This is a genomic window from Janthinobacterium tructae (assembly GCF_006517255.1).
In the GTDB taxonomy this organism is placed as follows: Bacteria; Pseudomonadota; Gammaproteobacteria; order Burkholderiales; family Burkholderiaceae_D; genus Janthinobacterium; species Janthinobacterium tructae.
Genome location: NZ_CP041185.1, coordinates 2,801,967 through 2,825,312 on the forward strand (window position 1 = coordinate 2,801,967; position 23,346 = coordinate 2,825,312).

At 63.0% G+C, this 23,346-nt stretch carries 19 protein-coding genes; 7 read left to right on the plus strand and 12 right to left on the minus strand.

Annotation, left to right across the window (positions count from 1 at the left end; translation table 11 throughout):
• Nucleotides 1-2: 2 nt before the first annotated feature.
• Together exbB and FJQ89_RS12185 are read right to left on the minus strand one after the other, a co-directional pair.
• Nucleotides 3-749, minus strand: a complete 747-nt coding sequence (gene exbB, locus FJQ89_RS12180) for a tonB-system energizer ExbB (protein WP_141170370.1) — start codon at nucleotides 747-749, stop codon at nucleotides 3-5.
• A 140-nt stretch (nucleotides 750-889) separates the two neighbouring features.
• Nucleotides 890-1,810 carry a ChaN family lipoprotein gene (locus FJQ89_RS12185; RefSeq protein WP_141170371.1) on the minus strand — a complete coding sequence of 307 codons (921 nt, stop codon included), beginning with the start codon at nucleotides 1,808-1,810 and terminating at the stop codon, nucleotides 890-892.
• A 189-nt stretch (nucleotides 1,811-1,999) separates the two neighbouring features.
• On the opposite strand from FJQ89_RS12185, the gene FJQ89_RS12190 reads away from it, so the two are divergent.
• On the plus strand, nucleotides 2,000-3,409 hold the full coding sequence (locus FJQ89_RS12190) for an FAD-binding oxidoreductase (protein WP_141170372.1): 1,410 nt from the start codon (nucleotides 2,000-2,002) through the stop codon (nucleotides 3,407-3,409).
• On the opposite strand, the gene FJQ89_RS12195 is transcribed toward FJQ89_RS12190, so the two are convergent.
• The 3 genes from FJQ89_RS12195 to FJQ89_RS12205 form a co-directional block, all read right to left on the minus strand.
• Nucleotides 3,410-3,892: a GNAT family N-acetyltransferase gene (locus FJQ89_RS12195; protein WP_243136531.1), complete on the minus strand. Its 483-nt coding sequence runs from the start codon at nucleotides 3,890-3,892 to the stop codon at nucleotides 3,410-3,412.
• A 58-nt stretch (nucleotides 3,893-3,950) separates the two neighbouring features.
• Entirely contained in the window at nucleotides 3,951-5,117 is a 1,167-nt protein-coding gene (locus FJQ89_RS12200; RefSeq protein WP_141170373.1) for a hypothetical protein, read from the minus strand.
• Between the two features lie 112 nt (nucleotides 5,118-5,229).
• Nucleotides 5,230-8,376 (minus strand): error-prone DNA polymerase, encoded by a 3,147-nt coding sequence (locus FJQ89_RS12205; RefSeq protein ID WP_141170374.1) that lies wholly within the window; start codon nucleotides 8,374-8,376, stop codon nucleotides 5,230-5,232.
• A gap of 97 nt (nucleotides 8,377-8,473) precedes the next feature.
• On the opposite strand from FJQ89_RS12205, the gene FJQ89_RS12210 reads away from it, so the two are divergent.
• Together FJQ89_RS12210 and FJQ89_RS12215 are read left to right on the plus strand one after the other, a co-directional pair.
• Entirely contained in the window at nucleotides 8,474-9,259 is a 786-nt protein-coding gene (locus FJQ89_RS12210; protein WP_141170375.1) for a PhzF family phenazine biosynthesis protein, read from the plus strand.
• 165 nt (nucleotides 9,260-9,424) lie between these two features.
• Entirely contained in the window at nucleotides 9,425-11,827 is a 2,403-nt protein-coding gene (locus tag FJQ89_RS12215; protein ID WP_141170376.1) for a TonB-dependent receptor plug domain-containing protein, read from the plus strand.
• A gap of 111 nt (nucleotides 11,828-11,938) precedes the next feature.
• Here the strand turns inward: FJQ89_RS12215 and FJQ89_RS12220 are convergent, their stop codons facing one another.
• Nucleotides 11,939-12,424 carry a hypothetical protein gene (locus tag FJQ89_RS12220; RefSeq protein ID WP_205704599.1) on the minus strand — a complete coding sequence of 162 codons (486 nt, stop codon included), beginning with the start codon at nucleotides 12,422-12,424 and terminating at the stop codon, nucleotides 11,939-11,941.
• Nucleotides 12,425-12,610: 186 nt separating this feature from the next.
• Between FJQ89_RS12220 and FJQ89_RS12225 the strand changes: the two genes are divergently transcribed.
• Complete coding sequence (locus FJQ89_RS12225; protein ID WP_141170378.1) at nucleotides 12,611-14,809, plus strand: OsmC domain/YcaO domain-containing protein; 2,199 nt, start codon at nucleotides 12,611-12,613, stop codon at nucleotides 14,807-14,809.
• Nucleotides 14,810-14,848: 39 nt separating this feature from the next.
• Here the strand turns inward: FJQ89_RS12225 and coaD are convergent, their stop codons facing one another.
• The 5 genes from coaD to FJQ89_RS12250 form a co-directional block, all read right to left on the minus strand.
• Nucleotides 14,849-15,997 (minus strand): pantetheine-phosphate adenylyltransferase, encoded by a 1,149-nt coding sequence (gene coaD, locus FJQ89_RS12230; RefSeq protein WP_141170379.1) that lies wholly within the window; start codon nucleotides 15,995-15,997, stop codon nucleotides 14,849-14,851.
• Nucleotides 15,998-16,083: 86 nt separating this feature from the next.
• On the minus strand, nucleotides 16,084-17,424 hold the full coding sequence (locus FJQ89_RS12235; RefSeq protein WP_141172766.1) for an ATP-binding protein: 1,341 nt from the start codon (nucleotides 17,422-17,424) through the stop codon (nucleotides 16,084-16,086).
• Nucleotides 17,425-17,426: 2 nt separating this feature from the next.
• Nucleotides 17,427-18,086, minus strand: a complete 660-nt coding sequence (locus tag FJQ89_RS12240) for a response regulator (RefSeq protein ID WP_010400558.1) — start codon at nucleotides 18,084-18,086, stop codon at nucleotides 17,427-17,429.
• A gap of 31 nt (nucleotides 18,087-18,117) precedes the next feature.
• A complete protein-coding gene (locus tag FJQ89_RS12245) occupies nucleotides 18,118-19,626 on the minus strand; it encodes a Do family serine endopeptidase (RefSeq protein WP_141170380.1) in 1,509 nt (502 codons plus the stop codon).
• A gap of 267 nt (nucleotides 19,627-19,893) precedes the next feature.
• The gene (locus FJQ89_RS12250; protein ID WP_141170381.1) at nucleotides 19,894-20,364 is read right to left on the minus strand and encodes an Hsp20 family protein; all 471 of its coding nucleotides are present in this window, start codon (nucleotides 20,362-20,364) and stop codon (nucleotides 19,894-19,896) included.
• Between the two features lie 229 nt (nucleotides 20,365-20,593).
• Between FJQ89_RS12250 and FJQ89_RS12255 the strand changes: the two genes are divergently transcribed.
• On the plus strand, nucleotides 20,594-21,562 hold the full coding sequence (locus tag FJQ89_RS12255; RefSeq protein WP_141170382.1) for an IS1595 family transposase: 969 nt from the start codon (nucleotides 20,594-20,596) through the stop codon (nucleotides 21,560-21,562).
• A gap of 31 nt (nucleotides 21,563-21,593) precedes the next feature.
• On the opposite strand, the gene FJQ89_RS12260 is transcribed toward FJQ89_RS12255, so the two are convergent.
• Nucleotides 21,594-21,815 (minus strand): helix-turn-helix domain-containing protein, encoded by a 222-nt coding sequence (locus FJQ89_RS12260; RefSeq protein WP_165829521.1) that lies wholly within the window; start codon nucleotides 21,813-21,815, stop codon nucleotides 21,594-21,596.
• A gap of 289 nt (nucleotides 21,816-22,104) precedes the next feature.
• Here FJQ89_RS12260 and FJQ89_RS12265 point away from each other — a divergent pair, with 289 nt between their 5' ends.
• Nucleotides 22,105-22,722, plus strand: coding sequence for an RNA polymerase sigma factor (locus FJQ89_RS12265; RefSeq protein WP_141170384.1), 618 nt, complete (start codon nucleotides 22,105-22,107; stop codon nucleotides 22,720-22,722).
• Nucleotides 22,715-23,329 (plus strand): hypothetical protein, encoded by a 615-nt coding sequence (locus FJQ89_RS12270; protein WP_141170385.1) that lies wholly within the window; start codon nucleotides 22,715-22,717, stop codon nucleotides 23,327-23,329. Before FJQ89_RS12265 ends, FJQ89_RS12270 begins: the two co-directional genes overlap by 8 nt.
• Nucleotides 23,330-23,346: the final 17 nt, after the last annotated feature.

Here is a 23,346-nt window from a genome sequence, read left to right on the forward strand (position 1 = left end):
CTTCAGGCCTGCTGGCGCGTGTCGAGGTCGCGGCTCAGCATCAGCAGCACTTGCGCGGAAGCGGCGCGCAGCTGCGCCTTGTACTGGTTGATGCCACGACTCAAGACGTTATAGATGACGACGGCGGGAATCGCCGCCACCAGGCCCAGGGCCGTCGCCAGCAAGGCTTCCGCGATGCCGGGCGCGACGGTGGCCAGGTTCGTGCTCTGGCTGACGGCGATGCCGATGAAACTGTTCATGATGCCCCACACGGTGCCGAACAGGCCGACAAACGGCGCCACGGCGCCGATGCTGGCGAGTAATCCTATGCCTTGCGTCATGGCGCGCACCTGGTGGGCGATGAACTGTTCCTGGCGAAAACCAGCCCGTTCTTTCAACGCCGCCGCCGGTGCATTCGCGTGCGACAAACTCAGTTCCTGTTGCACATCATCAAGCAACCGTTGCGCCATAAAAGACGCCCTGCACTTTACTGCCGCATCCGGCAAGGAGGTCGCCGTCTTCAGCATGGCGACGGCCAGCGCCGCTTCGCGCCGCGCTTGCAGCAAGCTGGCGCCTTTCACCAGCAAGACCACCCAGGTGGCCAGCGCAGCGACCAGCAAACCGATGAGCACGCTTTTCACCACCTGGTCGGCGGCGAAAAACATGCCCAGCGGCGACATATCGTGCGGCAGCGCGGACGCTTGCGCCGTGACATGAAACAGGGAAAGAACGATGCCGCAGGTGGCGGCTTTGATACAAGGGATACGCATGGAAGCTTCAGTAGTTAACAGGCATGGCTGCGCCAACGGCGCGCACGCGCATGCAAAAAATCGGACGGACTACCTGGCTGCTGCTAAGAAGCTTGCTGGGGGAGAGTGCCGGGCTGAACGCCCGGCGGCAGTACAAGGAATTACTTGGCGCTGGCGACGACGGGTGCCGCCACCGGCGTGAACCAGACGAAATCCGCCTGCGGCGCCAGCACCGTGGCGCCGCGCTGTGCCAGCACCAGCACCAGCGGCGCCGGGCCGCCCGTCAAGTCCTGCACGTGCAGCGGCACGCCCAGGTCCTTGTGCGCATGGTAGGCGCCGGCGATCAGCACGGCCGGCGCGGGCGCGGCCAACAGGCGCTCGGCCATGCGGCGGTCGCGCTGCTGCTGCACCGACAGCATGGCGGCCAGGCGCGGCGCGTCGATCTGGTTGTCGTGCATGACGCGGATGATGTCTTTCAGTTTGTCATGCACCTTGCCATCGTTGGCCAGGTTCGAATGCTTGCCCTGCACGGCCGGCTGGTCGATAAACAGTTGCTTGATTTCGCTGCGGTCCAGGTTGGCCGACCAGACTGGGTATGGCGCGCGCATCACGGTCATGACCAGGTCGCCATAGTGCGCCCACTTCCAGCTCGCTTGCCAGGCCAGCAGTTCGGCCACGTGTTCGGGACGCACGACGGGGTCCGTCTGCAGCCACGGCTTGACCTTGTCCACCTTGGCTTGCTGGTCCGGATTCAGCATTTCCAGCAGCACGCTGCCTTGCGGACGCTGGCCCTGCAATTGCTGCAGCAGCCATTGCTCGATCCGGTGATGGCTGAGCTGGTCATGCTGCTCGCCGATGATCACGCGCGGGGCGGCGCCCAGCTGGGCCAGCAATTGATCGGCGCTCAGGCGCTGGCCGCTGCGCAGGTCGACGATCTCGCCCAGCTGGCGCACGTCTTGTGCAGAAGCGGGCGCGGCGGTCGTGGTGGCGGCCGTGCCAGTGGCGGGTGCGACACTGCTGCAGGCGCTCAGCGCCAGCACGCAGGCGGGCAGGACGGCGGCGAGGGACCGGGGGAATTTCATGGGCATGGCCTTTCGGGTAAAACGCGCATTGCAAAATAACTACTGGCGGGCATTTTAATAGAAATGATTCTCATTTACAACCAGTGGACGGCAAACCCTGCGGATTTTTTTACAACTGGCAAAAAATCAATATGGTGCTTCGGTGAAATCCCCAGGCGCGGAGTAGAATAAAAAAAACGGAGGACTCGCGTGAATCAAACTGACCAGTTGGCGGTACTGAAAAAACCGCTGCCAGAATCTCTTGCTGCCGTACTTTCCCTGATCTTTGCCGACCGCTTTTCCATGACGCAAGCCATGCGCGCACACCATGGCCGCGACGAGTCGAGCTATCCCCCGATGTTACCGGACGCCGTCATCTTCGCCCATTCCACCGAGGAAGTAGCGGCCGCCGTCAAGCTGTGCAGCGCACACGACGTGCCCGTCATCGCCTATGGCAGCGGCACCTCGCTCGAAGGCCATGTGCTGGCCCTGCATGGTGGCGTGACGATTGATCTGTCGCAAATGAACCAGATGGTAGCAGTGCATGCTGAAGACTTGACGGCCACCGTGCAGGCGGGCGTGACGCGCAAGCAACTGAACGAGGAAATCCGTGACACGGGCCTGTTCTTCCCCATCGACCCGGGCGCCAATGCGTCGCTGGGCGGCATGGCGGCCACGCGCGCCTCGGGCACGAATGCCGTGCGCTACGGCACCATGCGCGAAAACGTGCTGGCCCTGACGGTGGTGACGGCCGATGGCCGCATCATCAAGACGGGGACCAGGGCGAAAAAATCCTCGGCCGGCTACGACCTGACGCGCTTGTTTGTCGGTAGCGAGGGCACCCTGGGCATCATCACGGAAGTGACGGTGAAACTGTATCCGCTGCCGGAAGCGATCTCGGCGGCCGTCTGTTCGTTTCCCGGCACGGGCGAGGCCGTCAGCGCCGTGATCCAGACCATCCAGATGGGCATTCCCGTGGCACGGGTCGAGTTTCTCGATGAAAACGGCGTCAAAGCCATCAACGCCTACGACAAGATGGCCTTGCCAGAAAAACCCTTGCTGCTGTTTGAATTCCACGGCACGCCGGCCAGCGTGGCCGAGCAGGCGCAGCTGGTGCAAGCCATCACGGCGGAACACGGCGCCAGCGATTTCGAATGGGCCAGCCGCCCCGAAGACCGCTCGCGCCTGTGGGCCGCGCGCCACAACGCGTATTTCGCCCTGCTGCAGATGCGCCCTGGCAGCCGCGCCATTTCCACCGACTGCTGCGTGCCCATTTCGCGCCTGGCCGAATGCATCCTGGCCACCAAGGCCGATTGCGAGGCGCAGGGCCTGGTCTACGCCATCATCGGCCACGTGGGCGACGGCAATTTCCACGTACAGATGCTGGTCGACCCCGACGATCCGGCCGACATCGCCCGCGCCGAAAAGGTCAACAGCGACATGGTCACGCGCGCCATCGGCATGGACGGCACCTGCACGGGAGAACATGGCGTGGGCATGCACAAGATGGCTTTCCTGGTGGAAGAACATGGTGTAGGCGCCATCGACACCATGCGCGCCGTGAAACACGCGCTCGATCCGAAGAACCTCATGAATCCGGGGAAGATCGTGCGCTGGTAATCAGGCCGTCAATTCCATGCGCATCGGCACAAACGCGATGCCGCCCGTCTCCACCTTCGGCCCCGTGGCGACAAAGCCCAGGCTTTCATACAGGGGCAAGGCGTAGGCCGAGGAGTTGACGGTAAATGCCGTCACACCGCCCCTGGCCAGCGACGCATCGCGGGCTGCCTGCCACAAACGGCGCGCCAGGCCGCGCCGGTGCAGGGCGCGCGGCACGAACATGTGGAACAGATGCGTGTTGTCGCGCATGGCCACCACGCCGGCCAGCTCGCCGTCGATATGCGCGAGCTGGTAGGCGTAATTGGGCAGCGACAGATAGTTTTCGATGGACGGCTGGCGGCAATGTTCGATGAACTTTTCCGCCCCCGCGCCATCGGGGTGCAGGGTCAGAAAGGGCATCAGGTCGTCGATCAGAGCGACGATGGCGGGCGCGTCGGCGACCAGGGCGGGACGCAGGGTGATGGTGGGCAAGGGTTGATTCATCCAGTAATTTTGCCATATCCCGCCATTGCCCGGCAATTCAGCGCTTCAATTCAGCAGATCAATTTACCCAAAACAATTTACGCAGCATGGCCATGCCTGTGGGCGCATGCTCCATGCCTCTCTGCACTGGTCCTGACAGGTAGCGCAGCAAAGGCGACACGGGGTGGCGTGCCGTGATGGGCTGACAGCCGGCCAGCCTGACCGGCCCGCTTTCCGGCACCAGCACTTCGTTGCGCTGACGGCGAAACAGGCTGGCAACATTCAAGCCTTGCTTGTCCGCGCAAATGCTGCTGAAGAGCGATTCGAACAGGCTGGCATTGGCAGGCGCGGCCAGCAGCTGTTTGCCTTCCAGCACCGGCAGAATATGCCCGAGCAGCGTTTTCCAGGCATCGAAGTCCGGTTCGCTCAAGGTTTCGGGGAAAACACTGCTGCGTTGGCCCGGATAGGCAATCCACTCTTCCTCGTCATCCGTTTCTGCCAGCACCAACTGGCGCAGTTTTTCGCTGCTGTTCACACCCGCCAGCAGCAAACCATGGGCGCGCCGCAATGCGGCTGGATCGCGCACGCGCAACGCCAGCGTGCCGGGCCCGTTGTCGAATGCCGCACTCAGCTCGGCGGAGGCTTCCAGAAAATAATGATAGCCGAGCAACCACTGCACATCGCTCTGGTCGACGCGAAAGCGCGCTTCCAGCTGGTAATGCCGCTGGTAATATTGCTGCGTTCGGCTGTCCGCACCTCTGTCTTCCCCGTCCGGCGTGCCGGCCACCGGCCGCTTGGGAATGGCAAACAGATACTGCTCTTCCGGCGTCAGCGTACCGTCGCCATTCAAGTCGCTGCCCCAGGTGGCGGGCACCAGCAGCAAGCCGTCGTCCTTGCTACGCAACACGATTTTCTCCAGCACGCGCCGCGTCGTGCGCACTTCATCGCGCAAGGCGGCAAAGGCGACGCGCAAGCCTTCCTGATCCAGCTGCTGCAGCGATAATTGTCCTTGCTGCTGCGGCGGATAACGGTCGGCCAGGCGCAGCAATCGTTTAGCGGTGGCAATGTCGCGGCAGAGTACCCAGGCTTGCTGCGCCTGTGGCGTCGCGGCCGGCTGCGCCTGCAAGTTGCCGGCGCAGCTGTGCGCCATGCCTGCCGCGCTGGTGAAATCTGGCGCGGCGGCAAGCGCCATATTGCAAGAAAGGCAGATCAGGACAAGGTGGCAGTAGCGGGAAATGGCGTGCATGCACGGCTCCTGGAAGTGGATGAATGGGTGACTCCGGCTTAATCACCCGCTTGCAGCGAGCCTTAACAAAATGCAAGCTTGTATCTATTCACACTCCACGAGCATCAAGGTTTCAACAAAAATCGCGGCTGCTGGTCCTCAACCGCCCCAGCAAATGCGACATGTCGACCAGGCGCTTGGCTACCAGGTTGCGCACGATGCCTTCCCTTTGCCACACGCCATACACGCCCAGCAGCGGCGCGCTCAGCACTTCGCGCCGCTGGCTTGCCACCAGGTCGGGCCAGACGATGACGTTGACCGTGCCTGTCTCGTCTTCCAGTGTCATGAAGATCACGCCCTTGGCCGTGCCCGGCCGCTGGCGCACGGTGACGATGCCGCAGGCGCGCGCCAGCTGGCCATGCGTGTAGCTGGCCAGCGTCGCGGCGGGCAGAAAGCGCTCCTCCAGCAACTGTGCCCGCAGCAGCGCCAGCGGGTGGCGCCCCAGAGTCAGGCCTTGCGAACGATAATCGCTGACGATGCCCTCGCCTTCCGTGGGCGCGGCCAGCACGGGCAAGTCTTCCTCTTGCGTGGTGGAACGCAACAAATCCCTGTCGGGCACGGCGCCGGCCGCCTGCCATAGCGCCGCGCGCCGGTGGCCGGCCAGCGCGTGCAGGGCGTTGCCGGCGGCCAGCACCTGCAAGTCATGGCGGTCCAGGCCGCCACGCCGGGCAAGGTCGGCCACGTCGGCGAAGGCGGCGATGGCGCGCGCATCCTCGATGCGCAGGGCGGCCTCCGCGCGCATGCCGAACAGGCTGTTCAAGCCCAGGCGCACGGCCGGTGCATCACCCTGCCCGTCCTGTTCCTCCAGCGCCGCCTCCCAGCCGCTGACGGCCACATCGACGGGCAACACTTGCACGCCATGTCGGCGACCATCCTGCACCAGTTGCGAGGGACTGTAAAAGCCCATGGGCTGGCTGTTGAGCAAGGCGCACAGAAAGGCGGCCGGTTCGTGGCATTTCAGCCAGGAACTGGCGTACGTCAGCAGGGCGAAACTGGCCGCGTGCGACTCGGGAAAACCGTATTCGCCAAAGCCTTCGATCTGGCTGAAGATGGCTTCGGCAAATACTTTCTCGTAGCCATTGTCGACCATGGCATCGACGATGCGGTCATGGTAATTGTTCATGCCGCCCTTGCGCTTCCAGGCCGCCATGGCGCGCCGCAACTGATCCGCTTCGCCGGGCGTGAAATCGGCGGCGATGATGGCCACCTGCATCACCTGTTCCTGGAAGATCGGGATGCCCAGGGTGCGCCCCAGCGCCTTTTCCAGGCCCTTCGGATACTCGACCGGTTCTTTCTGCTGGCGCCGCTGCAGATACGGATGCACCATGCCGCCCTGGATGGGGCCGGGGCGCACCAGCGCCACCTCGATGACGAGGTCATAGAATTGACGCGGACGCAGGCGCGGCAGCATACTCATCTGCGCGCGCGACTCGATCTGGAATACGCCGATGGTGTCCGCCTGGCACATCATGTCGTAGGTGGTGGGGTCTTCGGCCGGAATATCCTGCAAACGAAATTCCTCGCCGCGCCGCACACTCACCAGTTCCAGGGCGCGGCGCAAGGCCGACAGCATGCCCAGCGCCAGCACGTCGACCTTCATCAAGCCCAGCTCCTCCAGGTCGTTCTTGTCCCACTCGATGACGCTGCGCTCGGCCATGCTGGCGTTTTCAATCGGCACCAGGCGCGACAATTTTCCCTGAGCGATGACAAAGCCGCCCGGATGCTGCGACAGGTGGCGCGGAAAACCCAGCAACTGCTGCGCCAGGCCGGCCCACTGCTGCGACAATGCCGCTTCCGGGTCGAGTCCGCATTCGGCCAGGCGCTCCAGCAGATCGTGCTTGCCGTCGAACCAGCGATGCGCCTTGGCCACTTTTTCCACGATGGCCAGGTCGATCCCCAGCGCCCGGCCGCTGTCGCGCAAGGCGCTCTTGGGCCGGTAACTGATCACCACGGCCGCCAGCGCGGCCCGCTCGCGGCCGTATTTGCCGTAGATATATTGGATGACCTCTTCGCGCCGCTGGTGCTCGAAATCGACGTCGATGTCGGGCGGCTCGTTGCGCTCGCGCGACATGAAGCGCCCGACCAGACAATTGCCGCGCGCGGGGTCCACTTCCGTGATGTGCAGGCAATAGCAGACGGCCGAATTGGCGGCCGAGCCCCGCCCCTGGCAGAGGATGTTTTCCGAGCGCGCAAAGCGCACGATGTCGTACACGGTCAAAAAGTACGCTTCATACGACAGCTCGGCGATCAGCTCCAGCTCCTGCTCGATCTGCTGCTGCACGTTGGCGGGAATACCCAATGGAAAGCGCATGCGCGCGCCCGCATAGGTTTCCTCGCGTAAATACGTCGCCGGCGTGTGGCCGTGCGGCACCAGCTCGTCGGGATAGTCATAACGCAGGCTGTCGAGGGAAAATGTGCACAGCTTGGCGATGCGCACGGTTTCCGCCAGCGCTTGCTGCGGATACACATTGGCCAGGCGCAAGCGCGCGCGCAGATGCTGCTCCGCATTTTGCGCCAGCGCATAGCCGCACTCGCCCACGGGTTTACCCACGCGTATCGCGCACAGGGTGTCGAGCAAGGGCTTGCGTGAACGCACGTGCATGCACACATGGCCGACGGCCACCACGGGCAAGCCCAGCGCCTGCCCCGCGTCCTGCACGGCGCTGCGGTGCGCGTCGTCCTGTGCCCGCTGCAGCAAATTCAGGCCGATCCAGCTGCGCTCGCTGCCAAAGGTGGACGCCATCCACGCACCCTGCGCGCGCACGCTTTCCGGCGAGGCCGGATAGCTGGGCAGCAAGATCATCAGGCAGCCGGGCAGCCCCCGCAAATGGGCAAACTGCGCCGATGGCGCGCTGAAATCATCGGGCGTCAGCAGATAGCGCCCCTTGGCCGCCCGCGTGCGCGCCATGGTGATCAGTTCCGACAAGTTGCCGTAACCATCGATATCGCGTACCAGCGCCAGCAAAGACAAGGCCGTCCCGCCGTCGGCCCGCGTCAAATGAAAATGCGCGCCGATGATCAGGGGAAAGCCAGCCCGCTTGGCAACCGCATGGGCGCGCACGACGCCGGCCAGCGAGCACTCGTCGGTAATCGCCAAGGCCTTGTAACCGAGCTGTACAGAGCGCGCCACCAGCTCTTCCGCATGCGAAGCCCCATGCAGGAAGCTGAAATTGCTCAGGCAGTACAACTCAGCATACTCGGGTAAGACTGCGCCCCACATGATCCACCTCAATACTGTATATAAACACAGTCTATTATACTTATCTGGAATCGGGCTTATCGTTTATGCTGGTGTTTTACTTTTCGCATCGGCCGCCATGATCGTCCACTTATTACAATGTTTCGGCGCCGCACCTGGTGGCGGCAATGCGGCGCTGGTCGTGGAAAACGACCACGGCAGTGAAACGGCGCGCCAGCAATTCGCCCGCGAGCGGCAAATGAGCGCCTGCGTCTTCATCGACCGGCAAGCGGACGGCGCCATCGTGCTCGACTATTTTTATCCGCACACGCGCAGCCCCCTGTGCCTGCATGCCACCCTGGCGGCCGCGCATGTGCTGCTGACGGCGCCCGGCGACCCGGCAACCCTGACGGTGACGACGGCCATGCGCGGACAAGCCTTGCAACTGGTGCGCCGCGCAGCCGATCTATTCATCGGTCTGGCGCCGCAGCCGGCGCCGGCCGTCATGCTGGAAAAATATGTGCCGTCCGAACTCATGGGCCAGCACATGCACTTGCTGTCGCCGCCCGTCATCGCCTCGGTCGGCAGCCCGAAGCTGCTGCTGGAAGTGGCCGACCGTACCACCCTGCGCGCGTTGCGGCCGAACCTGGAACTGATCGCCGACTGGAGTACCTTGCATCAGGTCAATGGCTGCTATGCGTATTGCCGCACGGGCGAAAACGAGTTTGAAGGGCGCAACTTCAACCACCTCGACCCGGCGCTGGAAGACAGCGCCACGGGCGTGGCGGCGGGCGCGCTGGCAGCGCACCGACAACAGTCGCTACGCCTGCATCAGGGCCATGCGACGCAACAACCGTGTTTGATCGAGGTGCAATACAGCGCGCAGGCAATCTGGGTGGGCGGCATGGTGCAACGCAGCACCTGAATGGGGCATGCTGCACCAGTACAGGGCAAGCCGGGAAGCGAGCAAAAGATAATCAACCAGGAAACAACAGTTACAAGCAATTTGTAATAACAAAACAAAGTATCGCTGGTGAATGCTGAAATGATGGCACTAGAATCAAGTCACAATACCACTTGGAGATACTGCGTGCCGACCCTCACCACCTTGCGTAAAGCCGTCCTCATCAGCCTGTACGGCAGCGCCGCCCTGGCCGCCTTCAGTCCCGCCGCCATGGCCCAGTCCACGGAAGCGGGAGCCACGGACGGTCCCGTGCAAACGGTCAACGTGGTCGGCTCGCGCCGGGTCGCCAGTTCCGCCACCGACACCATGGTGCCGGTCGATATCATTCCGATGTCCAGGGTCGCCGAGCAAGGCGGTCAGTTTGACCTGGCGCAATCGCTGCAATACATCTCGCCCTCGTTCAACTCCACGCGCCAGACGGGCGCCGACGGGGCCGACCTGGTCGATTCAGCGGCCCTGCGCGGCCTCGGTTCCGACCAGACCCTGGTGCTGGTGAACGGCAAGCGGCGCCACACGACGGCCCTGGTGAATCTGTTCGGCGCGCGCAACCGCGGCAACACGGGCACGGACATGAATGCGATTCCTTTGCTGGCAATCAAGAACGTGCAAGTGCTGCGCGACGGCGCCGCCGCCCAGTACGGCTCGGACGCCATTGCCGGCGTGATCGACATCGAACTGAAGAAAAGCCTGGGCTGCGAAGCGGTGGCCGGCTACAGCCAGTATTCCGAAGGCGACGGCAAGAATTACATGACCTCCGCCTACTGTGGCATCGCGCTGGGCGACAAGGGCGTCATCGCCATCACGGGCGAATACCTGGACCGGGGCCGTTCGAACCGGGCCGACGCGGACAGCATGCGCATCATCGGCGACACCAAATCGCAAAACAAGACGCTGTACCTGAATGGCGACTACGCCACCAGCAGCACGGGCAAACTGTACTTCACGGCCGGCGCGCAGACGCGCGACGCGTCCAGCGCCGCATTCGGCCGGGGGGGCATCGGCAGCGACGACATTCCGTCGCGCAATTCGGCCGCCATGTATCCAAATGGTTTCGTACCGTTCATTAACGGCAAGATCGATGACCAGTACGCCACCGTCGGCCACCGCAGCCAGATCGGCGAATGGCATGCTGACTTTTCGCAAACCTATGGCTACAACAAGATGCGCTACGACATCAGCCATACCCTGAACGCCTCGATCGCCAATCTCGACCTGATGAACGGTGGCAAGGGCGTCAGCGCCAGCAGCTACGACGCGGGCGGCTTCTCGTTCCAGCAACTGACCAGCAACGCCGATTTCAGCCGCTATTACGACACGGTGATGAGTGGCATGAACGTGGCCTTCGGCGCCGAATACCGCAGCGAGGAATACAAGATCATGGCCGGCGAACCGGGCTCCTACAGCGACGCCGACGGCGTGGGCGTGGGCGGCAATGCGGGCAGCCAGGGCTTTCCCGGCTTCCAGCCAGGCGACGTGACCAAGGCCAAACGCCACAGCATCGCCGCATATGGCGACGTGGAACTGGACTGGACGGATCGCCTGAAAACCCAGGCGGCTTTGCGCTATGAAAAATTCAGCGACTTCGGCTCCACCGTGACGGGCAAGCTGGCTGCCAGCTATAAAGTGGCACCGAATGTGCTGCTGCGCGGCTCGGCCAGTACGGGATTCCGCGCACCGTCGTTGCAGCAAGTGTATTTCTCGTCCACCTTCACCGACTTCATCGGCGGCGTGCCCACGGACGTGGTACTGGCCCCGAATGGCGGCGCCGTCGCCAACGCGGCCGGCATCCCCAAGCTGAAGGAAGAAAAATCCACCAGCTTTACGTTCGGCACCACCTGGACGCCGACGCAAGCCATTTCCGTCACGGCCGACCTGTACAACATCAAGATCAAGGACCGCATCGTGCTGTCGGGCCGCTTCAATGCCGACAACTATCCCGACCTGGCGGCGCGCCTGGCCCTGTTGGGCGTGGGCGAGGCGCAATTCTTCGTCAACTCCATCGACACGCGCACGCGGGGACTGGACCTGACGGCCTCGCACAAGGGTGAACTGGCCGGCAACCGCCTGAACACCTTCCTGGCCTTGAACTTGAGCAAAACGGAAGTGACGAAAGTCAAGACGCCCGCCTCGCTGACGGGCTTCGAGGATGTCTTGCTGTCCGAGCGCGAACGCCTGTTCATCGAACAGGGCGGCCCGCGCGCGAAAGCCACCCTGGGCTTCGACTACATCACGGGCAAGCTGGAATCGGACTTGCGCATCATCTATTTCGGCCCGCAAACCCTGGGTACCTTCAGCGGCACGGCTGAAGGCGTACCGAACGCCCGCTACGCGGCCAAGACCTCGGCCGACCTGAGCTTCACCTACAGCATCAGCAAAAATACCAAGCTGACCTTTGGCGGCAACAACATCTTCAACGTCAAGCCCACCACGCAAAACGCGGACGAAACGGACAACGGCTTCAAGTACGACAGCGTGCAGTTCGGTCTGAACGGCGCTTCGTATTTCGGACGGCTGTGGGTGAAATTCTGATCACCGTGTCCACCTGAAAAAACAGCGGCTGCGCCAGCATGGGCAGCCGCTGTTTTTTTATGCCCGCATCGACACACGGCCAGTATCGGCTGCCGCATTCGTCACAAGTTTTCACAGTTCATACACGCCCATGCTCCAGTACCGGCTGCCTTGCCTGTTGCGGGCAAGCCAACCCAATGCCTGCAACTCCTTGCCGATCAGGCGATTCATGATGCCATGTCCGACCAGCAGCACAGGCCCGCTGGCGGCCAGCGCAACAAGCCGCTCGGCGGCAATCCTGGCGCGCCGCCGGCTTAGCGTCAGCGAATCGGCTCCGCACGCATAACCGAACAGCCAGAGCAGGCGAAAAATCGCTGCCCAGGCTGCCGGCGGCAGCCAAGGTGCTCTCCAGAGCGCAAAAGGCAGCCCGGCCTCGGTAAAAATCGCCTCTTGCATGAACGGCAAGTCACCCAGTGCCCTGGCCGACGAGCATGCCCTCGGTGCCGTGCTGGCCACGATAGTCGACGCCGATAGCGCTGCCCTGGCGCACTCTGCAGGTATGCCATTGTCTTTGATCAGCGATTGGTTGTAGAGATCAATCCACGCTCCCATTTGCATGGGCGCTATCCAGCCCCCTTTGGCGAGTCGGGGCTCGCCGTGACGCATCAGTGTTATTCGCATGTAGTCAGATAGCCTCGCACATTTATCAGTCTGTTCAGCACGACCGCAGTGAACAATCTTTGCCCTGCGGCGGAAAGCACGGATAATAGCGGCTAACTCATAAGCACAGTATTGGATTACCTCATGGAAATTAAAGTCAACTTTCTCGACAAGCTGCGTCTCGAAGCCAAGTTCGACGATTTTACCGTCATCGCCGACCAGCCCATCCGCTATAAAGGCGATGGCTCGGCGCCTGGCCCGTTCGATTACTTTTTGGCATCATCGGCACTCTGCGCAGCCTACTTCGTGAAGTTGTATTGCGATACGCGCAATATTTCCACTGAGAATATCCGCCTGTCGCAAAATAATATCGTCGATCCGGAAAACCGTTACCAGCAGATTTTCAAGATCCAGGTCGAGTTGCCGGCCGATATCTCGGCCAAGGACCGCCAGGGCATCCTGCGCTCGATCGACCGTTGCACGGTGAAAAAAGTGGTGCAAGCGGGGCCGGAGTTCGTCATTGAAGAAGTCGCGAACCTGGACGCCGATGCGCAATCCTTGCTGATGCTCAATCCGACCGGCGAAGCCAGCACCTATATCGTGGGCAAGGATTTGCCGCTGGAACAGACCATCGCGAATATGTCGGGCCTGCTGGCGGGCCTAGGCATCAAGATTGAAATCGCCTCGTGGCGCAACATCATTCCCAACGTGTGGTCTCTGCATATCCGCGATGCGCACTCGCCCATGTGCTTTACCAACGGCAAGGGCGCGACCAAGGAAAGCGCGCTGGCGTCGGCCCTGGGCGAGTACATCGAACGGCTCAGCAACAACCATTTCTACGCCGGATCGTTCTGGGGTGAAGACATCGCCAACGCGGATTTTGTGCATTACCCGAACGAGCGCTGGTTCAAGCCGGGACGCAAGGATGCGCTGCCGAAGGAAATCCTCGATGCGTACAGCCTGGAGATCTACAACCCCGATGGCGAGCTGCGCGCCTCGCACCTGGTCGACACCAACTCCGGCAATGCCGAGCGCGGCATCTGCTCGCTGCCGTATGTGCGCCAGTCCGATGGCGAGGTCGTGTATTTCCCATCGAACCTGATCGAAAACCTGTACGTCAGCAATGGCATGAGCGCCGGCAATACCTTGGTCGAAGCGCAGGTGCAATGTCTGTCGGAGATTTTTGAACGGGCCGTCAAACGCGAAATCCTCGAAGGCGAGATCGCCCTGCCCGACGTGCCGCAGGACGTGCTGGCGAAATACCCGGGCATCCTGGCCGGCATCCGGGGCCTGGAAGAACAAGGCTTTCCCGTACTGGTCAAAGATGCGTCGCTGGGCGGCGTGTACCCGGTGATGTGCGTCACCCTGATGAACCCGCGCACGGGCGGCGTGTTTGCCTCGTTCGGCGCGCACCCGAGCCTGGAAGTGGCGCTCGAGCGCAGCCTGACGGAATTGCTGCAGGGCCGCAGCTTCGAAGGCTTGAACGACTTGCCGCAGCCGACGTTTGCCAGCGAAGCCGTCACCGAGCCGAACAACTTCGTCGAACATTTCATCGATTCGAGCGGCATCGTCTCGTGGCGCTTCTTCAGCGCGAAAGCCGATTACGATTTTGTCGAGTGGGATTTTTCCGGCCACGGCGAAAACTCGAATGCCGAGGAAGCGGCGACCCTGTTCGGCATCCTCGCCGAGATGGGCAAGGAAGTCTATACGGCCGAGTACGACCAGCTGGGCGCCACCGCCTGCCGCATCCTCGTGCCCGGTTATTCGGAAGTGTATCCCGTTGAGGATTTAATCTGGGACAACACCAACAAGGCGCTGCTGTTCCGCGCCGACATCCTGAACCTGCATCAGCTGGACGATGCCAGCCTGGAAGACTTGCTCGAGCGCCTGGAAAACAGCGAGCTCGACGAGTACGGCGACATCGCTACCCTGATCGGCATCGAATTTGACGAAAACACGGTATGGGGCCAGCTGACGACGCTGGAATTGAAGCTGCTGATTCATCTGGTTCTGCAGCAGTTCGAGGAAGCGAAAGAGCTGGTGGAAACCTTCTTGCAGTACAACGACAACACGCTCGAACGCAAACTGTTCTATCAAGCCTTGAACGTGGTGCTGGAAGTGGAACTCGATGACGAGCTGGAGCTGGACGATTACGTGGTCAATTTCCGCCGCATGTTTGGCGACGAACGCATGGACGCGGTGCTGGGCTCGGTGGACGGCAGCGTGCGCTTCTTCGGCCTGACCCCGACCAGCATGCAACTGGAAGGCCTCGACAGGCACCAGCGCCTGATCGACAGCTTCAAGAAGCTGCACGCGGCGCGCGCCAAGGTTGCTGCCCGCTAGGGCGGCAAGCCCGGGCTGCTGGCAAGCGGCTGACGAGAGTCAGCCGCTTGCCAGCGCCGCGATCTCCTTCTGCATGTTTTCAATCGCCCGCGCGTTGTACTGGTCGGCGAAATACGCATCGCCAAACAGCTGGCCCGCCTGCGCCTTGCCGCATAAATGCTGGAGCGCCAGGCCCCGCTGCTGCTTGAAGCGCACGGGGTCCACATGCGCATATTCAAGGCCGATGGCTTGCGTGTAGGCGTGATACACCTCTTCATCCTGCCCCAGGATGGCCAGGTCGGCGCTGAGCATGGCGTCCTTCAGCGCATGGCTAATGCCAGGGCCCTGGAAATGGTCGGTGGCGCGTATCAATTGCGCCACATCGAGGTTGTCGCCCGCATCGAGGCCGCTGGCCAGCCACAGCTGGGCGCTCGCCTCTTCGCTGGAATACAGGGCGTCTTCGTCATGGCTGTAGATGGCGTCATGGAACCAGAATGCTTTCTTGACCAGCGCGCTGTCGCGTTTGGGTGCATAGGTATTGTCGGCCCACACGCGGATCTCCGACAGGCCGTGCACCAGGTGGTCGAGGTTGTGATAGTGGCGCTCCGCGCCGCCATACGCCTGCGGTCCCGTCAGGTGCGCGAACCAGTGGTCCGCCAGCGCGATGTCGGCTTGCGAAGCGGTGGCGTAATGCCACAGCGCTTCCCACTCCTTGCGCAGGCAGTCGAGTATCCACGCGTGGTAGGCGGGGCCGGGGACGAATTTCTTCATGGTCCAGTTCCAGCCCACGGGGCCTTCCAGCGCCTTGACGAAGCTGGAACTGACGGAGCCCAGGTCGCGCGGCGGCATGACGAAAATCGTCTTGGCGCCCTGCAGTACGTCCACATTGGTTTGCTGGATCAGGTTTTCATAGTCGAAATCGGCTGTCGTGCGGATGCCGCGGATCAGGTAGTCGCAGCCATGCTTTTTCGCCGCGCGCGCCGTGTAGTCGCCCTTGACGATGACCACCTGTACATTGTCCCAGCCGCACTCGCGCGCGCTCTGTTCGATGATGCGCTTGCGGTCTTCGGCCGGGAACTGCGGCTTCTTGGCGGGGTTTTGCGACAGGAACACGATCACTTCGTCGGCGAGCGAACGCGCTTCGCCGATCACCCACATGTGGCCGTTGGTGATGGGGTCGAGGGTTCCTGAAAATCCGATTCTCTGCATGTGCGCTCCGTGGTCTGGTTCTGCTTGTTTCGCAGACAATATAGGGCCACGGCGCGCACGTCAATGCAACATGCCAAAGATCATGATCAAAACGCTCTTTTCTCCGCTTGCGGGAATTCCACGCGCACGCACAGGCCGCCCAGGCGCTCGGACTTGTCCAGCACCAGACGCGCGCCATGGCGCTCGGCGATGGCCTTGATGATGGCCAGTCCCAGGCCGCTGCCGTTGGCGTCCGTGCCGGGCACGCGGTAGAAGCGGCTGAAGACGCGTTCGCGCTCCTCGGGCGGGATGCCGGGGCCGCTGTCTTCCACGGACAAGGTCACGCCGACGGGGCTGGCGCGCAGGTCGATATCGACCGTGCCACCCTGCGGCGTGTACTTGATGGCGTTATCGACCAGGTTGCGCAGCATGATGTTAAGGGCATCGGCCTGCCCCGCCACCTTGGCCGGGTCCATGTGGTGCAAGCCCAGGTCGATCTTGCGCGCCTGCGCAATGCCGGCCATGTCGCCCAGCGCCCGCTTGACGACGTCGTTCAAATCCACCGCCTGCAGCTGGTCGCCGCTGGCGGCGCTCGCTTCCTGGCGCGCCAGCACCAGCAACTGCTCGACCAGGCGCGTGGCCCGCTCGATGCCGGCACTCACGCGGCTGATTGCCAGGCTGCGTTTTTCTTCCGATTCGGCCCGCTCCAGGCTGAGTACCTGCAGTTTCAGGGCCGCCAGCGGCGTGCGCAATTCATGCGCGGCGTCGGCGACGAAATGCTGCTGCGCGTCGAACGCCGTTTTGACGCGCCCGAACAGCAAATTCAATTCATGCACCAGGGGGCGCACTTCGTCGGGCAAGCCCGCTTCCGAGACGGGAGATAAATCATCGGCCTGGCGCGCCGCCACCTGCTTGCGCACGCGCGAGACGGGCGCCAGCGAACCGCTGACGACCCACCACACCACCAGCATCAAGATAGGCGCCATCAGCGCGATGGGACCGACCGTGCGCAGCGCCAGGCTGCCGGCCATGCGCTTGCGTACGGCCATGTCCTGCGCGATCTGCACGGTCTGGGAACTGGTTTGCACGGAGAAGATGCGGTAGGTAGTGCCGTTGGCCTTCACATTCGAAAAGCCCAGCACGGCGCGCTGCGGCAGTTCCGCGCGCGTGATCGAGCGGAACACCTGCACGCCGTCCGGCGTCCACACCTGCACCACCATGTCGTTGTTGACGGGGTCGGCCGGCAAGGCTTGCGCATGGTTGGCCAGCGGCGCGCCGGAGCGCAGCGACAGGGCCATCTGCTGCATGTGATAGTCGAAGATCTGGTCGGCGTCGTACAGGGCGCTGCGGTAGGCGATCGAGGCCTGCGCCAGGGCCGCCATGATGATGGCCGCCAGCAAAAACCACAGCAGGCGGCCGCGCAGCGAGTGCGTCACCGTGACCTTCATCCTCATGCCTTCGGCACCATGTAGCCGAGGCCGCGCACGTTCTGGATCAAGTCGCTGCCGAGCTTCTTGCGCAAGCCGTGGATATACACTTCCACGGCATTGCTGTTGACTTCATCCTTCCAGCTGTACAGTTTTTCTTCCAGCTGCGCGCGCGACAGCACGATGCCGGGACGGGCGATCAACGCTTCCAGAACGGCCCATTCGCGCGCCGACAGGTTGACGGGATGGCCCTCGGCGATCACTTCGCGCGTCAGCGGATTGATACTCACGCCCTGGTGCTCGAAGATCGGTTCCGGCCGCCCCGAGGCGCGCCGCAGCAGGGCACGTATGCGCGCCAGCAATTCGTCGAGGTCATACGGCTTCAGGACGTAATCGTCGGCGCCCGCGTCCAGGCCCGCGATGCGCTGCTCGACGGCGTCGCGCGCCGTGGCCACCAGCACCGGGGTATCGAGCTTGCGCAAACGCATCGAGCGCAGCACATCGAGACCATCCTTGCGCGGCAAGCCCAGGTCCAGCAGCACCAGGTCATAGGTCTGCGTCTGCAGGGCCGTATCGGCCATGTCGCCATCCTTGACCCAGTCCACCGCGTAGTGCTCGGCGCGCAGCAAATCGAGCACCACCTCGCCGATCATCGTGTCGTCTTCTACCAGCAATAAGCGCATGGCTTGCCTTTCTGTTTCGTTATTCTTGTAATCAACCCAAACGCACGGGGATGAAGATCTTGTCGGGGCCGCGCTGTATCAGCAAGGCCACCGACTTGGCGGATTTCTCCACCACGTCGCGCACTTGCTCGACCGTGTTGACGGGACGGCCATTTACCGACAATAGCACGTCGCCCGGCTGCACTCCGGCATTCGCGGCAGCACCGCCGGCGTCTTCCACCAGCAGGCCGGCGCTGATGCCCGCCTCGCGTTTTTCATCCGATTGTAACGGACGCAGGGCCAGGCCCAGCTTTACCTTGCCGGCCGCGCCGTCGCTCTTCGCCACTTCGGCCACCTTGTCGGCCGCATTGCCCAGCGTTGCCGTCAGGCTGACGATCTTGCCGTCACGCCAGACATCAAGGCTGATCTTGTCGCCGGGCAAGGACGTTCCCACCAGCGCCGGCAAGTCGGCCGAGGCGATGATGCGCTGGCCATTCACCTTGCGCACCACGTCGCCCGACTTCAGGCCCGCCTTGTCGGCCGGGCTGCCCCGCTCCACGTTGGCCACCAGCGCGCCTTCCGGCGTGGCCAGCTTGAACGAGTCGGCAAAGCCCTGGTTGACTTCCTGCACCGTCACGCCCAGCTTGGCGTGGCTGGCCTTGCCCGTGGCGACGATCTGGTCCTTGATGCGGCCGGCCAGGTCGATCGGGATGGCGAACGACAGGCCCTGGAAGCCGCCGGTCTGGCTGTAGATCTGCGAATTGATGCCGACCACTTCGCCGCGTGTATTGAACAGAGGACCACCCGAGTTGCCGGGGTTCACCGCCACGTCCGTCTGGATGAACGGCACGTTGCTGTCGTCGGGCAGCGAGCGGCCCTTGGCGCTGACGACGCCGGCCGTCACCGTGCTGTCGAAACCGTACGGCGAACCGATGGCCAGCACCCACTCGCCCACTTTCAGGTCGCTCGAATGGCCGAGCGGCACGATGGGCAGGTTGTTGGCGTCGATCTTCAGCACGGCGATATCGGTCTTCGGATCCGTGCCCAGCACCTTGGCGCGGAATTCGCGGCGGTCGTTCAGCTTGACGGTCACTTCGCGCGCATCGCGCACCACGTGGGCATTCGTCATGATGATGCCGTCCGGGCTGACGATGAAGCCGGAGCCGAGGCCGTGCGTGGGCACGTCGCGGCCACCGCGCTGCCCGCCTTGCGGCCCCTGGAAGCGGCGGAAGAATTCGAAGAAGGGGTCGTTGCCGAAGTCGTCGTTGCCGGCCTGGGCCGAGGGGTCATAGGCCACCTTGGTGCTGCCCGTGACGCTGATGTTGACGACGGCCGGGCTGTTGCGCTCGGCGATCTGGCTAAAGTCGGGCAAGGCCACCAGCGGCGCGCTGGCGGCAGGCGCGACAGCGGCAGCCACGGGGGCGGCGGCGGCGGCAGTATTCGCGCCGGCATTATTCTGATGCATCACCATGGCGCCACCGGCGCCCAGCACACCGATCGCGGCCAGCGCGGCTACGGTGCGTTTGATTTTCAGCGAGGCGGTATTCGTTTGCTGTTCCATGAATTGCTCCTCATTCAATGAGATTTTGATGTATGCAATAGTGGGCCACGAGTCTTAGGCGGTGCTTAACTTTTTTCTATTTGGAAACAGGCGTTGGCGCCTTTAAGCATCGCTTAATCTGGCGCGCCGCATGGCGGGCGATGGAGGGGCATACAGGGCCTGGACGTGACACTGGCCGGATCAACCGACCAGTATTTTACTGCATGGGAGGGTACCCTCCTGGCTGCCCGGGCGCCCGAGGGGCGCGCCGGATCAGCTCAGCTCAGATCAAGCTGCCTGACGCTGTTCCAGCACGCTAACAGTGTCGCTGCCGGTGCCGGTGCCGGTGCCGATCTCGATCTTGCGCGGTTTCAGCGCTTCCGGCACTTCACGCACCAGGTCGATGGTCAGCATGCCGTTTTCAAACGTGGCGCCCGTGACCTTCACATGGTTGGCCAGCTGGAAACGCTGTTCGAAATCGCGGGCAGCGATACCGCGGTGCAAGAACGTGCGCTCGACGCCATCTTTCTGCTTGCGGCCCGTGACATGCAGTGAGTCGCGTTCAGTGATGATATCGATCTCTTCGCGCGAAAAGCCTGCCAATGCCATCACGATGCGGTATTTATCTTCCGATACCAGTTCGATGTTGTACGGCGGATAGCTCGGTTGCGCATCTGCGCGCTGTTCATTGAGCAACTGTGCCAGGCGGTCAAAGCCAATGGCGGAACGGTACAGGGGAGCAAGGTCAAAAGTACGCATGATAAATATCCTTTTCAAATGAAGCGATAAGAGGGGCGGACCTCACCGTGAGCATCCGCCTGCTGCCAATCTAAGGACGATCAAGCGGCCTTCAAGGCCTTGAAAAAGACGATTTTTGCCCCAGTGCCGAAAATAATTTGGCTCTGTCCTCGGCAAATAGGGGAAATGCCGGAATCTTCCCTTGGCTGTGCTGTCTGACTCTGCATATTCACTATGCAAGGAGCAGATCATGCAGCCAGTCGAATGGATCAGCTTTGTTGCGCAGTTTTCTCGGTTGAATCAACGCCAGCGGCAGGCAGGCATGGCCCTGCTACGAGGCAACGCGCCACACGACGCGACCGTTGCGCTGCTGGAAAGCGCGGCGCAAGCACGCTTGCACTGTCCCGCCTGCCGCTCGCATCACCTGCACCGGCATGGCCATGCGCACGGCTTGCAGCGCTACCGCTGTGTACCTTGCGGGCGCACCTTCAACGCTTTGACGGGCACGCCGTTGGCTCGCTTGCGCCACAAGGCGCTGTGGCTCGCGTATGCCGATTGCCTGCTTGATTCCAGGTCGGTGCGCCAGGCCGCTCAACAGCTGGGTGTGCACCGCAATACCACCTTTCGCTGGCGCCACCGTTTTTTAACGGTCGCCAAGACGGACCGGCCGCATGGCCTGCATGGCATCGCCGAGGCCGACGAGTTATATCTGCTGGAATCGGAAAAGGGATCCAGGCAGATGACGCGTCCAGCCCGCCGCCGGGGTAGTCGTGCCCGCCAACGCGGCATATCGAATGAACAGGTCTGCATCCTGGTGGCGCGCGACCGCACGGGACAAACCCTCGATTTTGTCACGGGCAGAGGCGCGCTGACGAAGGCGCAACTACACCACTGTTTGTTGCCTGTCATCGACCAGGATATCCTGCTGGTAAGCGACGGCCATGCCGCCTACCGGGCCTTCGCCAGGGAGGCGGATATCAGCCATCAGGCCGTCAACTTGCGCGCCGGTATCCGCGTGCGGGGCGCGGCCCATGTGCAGAACGTCAATGCGTATCATCGCCGCCTGCGGGACTGGCTGAGGCCGTTTCACGGCGTGGCGACGCGTTACCTGCCGAACTACCTGGGATGGCGCTGGATACTCGACGCCGGGCGCATCCGTTCACCAGAAGCGTTATTGAAAGCAACGCTGGGAGCATTCCCACACTTGATGGTGACATAGCCAATATTTTTGAGGCTTGCCGCGCGGCGGGCTAGTCATCTGTTCGCAAGGCGCAGGACAGCGCCGTCCGGTTGCTCACACCGAGCTTGCGGTAAATCATATGCAGCTGGTTGCGCACGGTGGCTGGCGACTTGTCGAGCGCGCGGGCGATGGATTTGTAGGGCGTGCCGCGCATGGCCATGGCCGCCACCAGCCGCTCGGCCGGCGTCAGGCGCTGCATGGCGACGTTGCCGGAGAGCATATTTTCATGCATGGGCTGGCTCCCCGCCCCTGCTGGCATCGCGCAAGGTCTTGCCGCGTTTTCTCATGATGGGACTGTCCTTTTCGGCTTGGCGGACCAGCTGCAATGCGGCCCTTCATGCTCTTGTTCGCAGCGCACCGCCATCCGGTTCAATCTTTTTGCAATGACATTGCGCCAGCCCCTGCGCCCACGCCTTTGCAGGCGTCGCCCTTACCAATACTGCACTATTTCCCCGATGCTATAATTACCACGACGCAATTGCCTGCCGCCCCCATTCAACCTGTCCCTCCTTCCCGTGACCATGAGCGCATTGCCTGTCAATCCCGCCGAACTGCTCGCTGCCATGGCATCAGGCGACCAGCGCGCGCTGGACGCCCTGTACCGCGCCTGGTCGCCGCGCGTGCGCGTGTTTGCGCGCCTGCAGCTATCGGGCTCGGGGCTCGATGTGCACGCGATCGCCGACGAAGTCACGGTGGACGTGTTCCACGATATCTGGCGCGCGCCCATGCGCTACGACGGCCGGGTGGCGTTCGGTACCTGGCTGCTGACCCTGGCCCGCAACAAGGCGGTCGACCAGATCCGCCGCCATGGCAAGCGCCTGGCACGCGAAGTGCCGCTCGACAGCGATAGCGAGGAGCAGGCGCAGCAGGAGCCGGCGGAATACGATCCGGGACCACAGGTGGCAAGGGAAAATCTGCAACGGCGCCATGCCGTGCTGAAATGCTTGCTGCGTCTGCGCAACCCGATGCAGCGCGAAAGCCTGACCCTGTGGGCCCTCGACGATCTGTCGGTGGCCGACATTGCCCATATTCAACAAGCACCGGAAGGCACAGTCAAGACGCGCTTGTTTCATGGCCGCATCAACTTACGCCAGTGCATACAGCGCTGGTTTGCCCAGGAAGGCGGCCGCCATGGCTGAGTCCATCGATCCTCAGGAACAGGCGCTGCACGAGATGCTGCCAGACTACCTGAATGGCCATGCCCCCGCAGACGTGGCCAGCCGCATCGCCGCCAGGCTGGAACACGATCCGCACTGGGCCGCCGATGCCGACTGGCTGGGCGAGATCCGCACCGCCATCGAGGCCGAAGCGGCCGGCATGGATCCCGCCGCAGGCTTGGCGGAACTGCATCGCCGCCTCGAACGCCCCGGCTTCTGGCGCCGCTGCTGCCGGCGCCTGGCGCTGCCTGCACTGGCGCCAGTGGCCATCACGGCACTGGCCAGCCTGTGCATAGGCCAGGCGTGGCTGCTGTGGCAGCAAGCCGCCCCGGCGGATCAACTGCGCTGGCGCAGCGTGCCGGGTGCAGTGGCGCCGCCGGCCAGCCTGCGCGTGCAATTCCTGCCTACCGCCAGCATGGCCCAGGTCGCTGCAGCGCTCGAGCAGGCACAGGCAGGCATCGTCGCCGGTCCCCTGCCTGACCACGGCTATCTGCTCGATGCGGCCGATCCGCCCGCAGCCCTGCAAAGCTTGCGGGCCAGCGGCGTGGTGGCTGCGGCATCGCTCGCCAGCGCGCCAGGGGCGCAATGAAAAACAAGCGGCGCTGG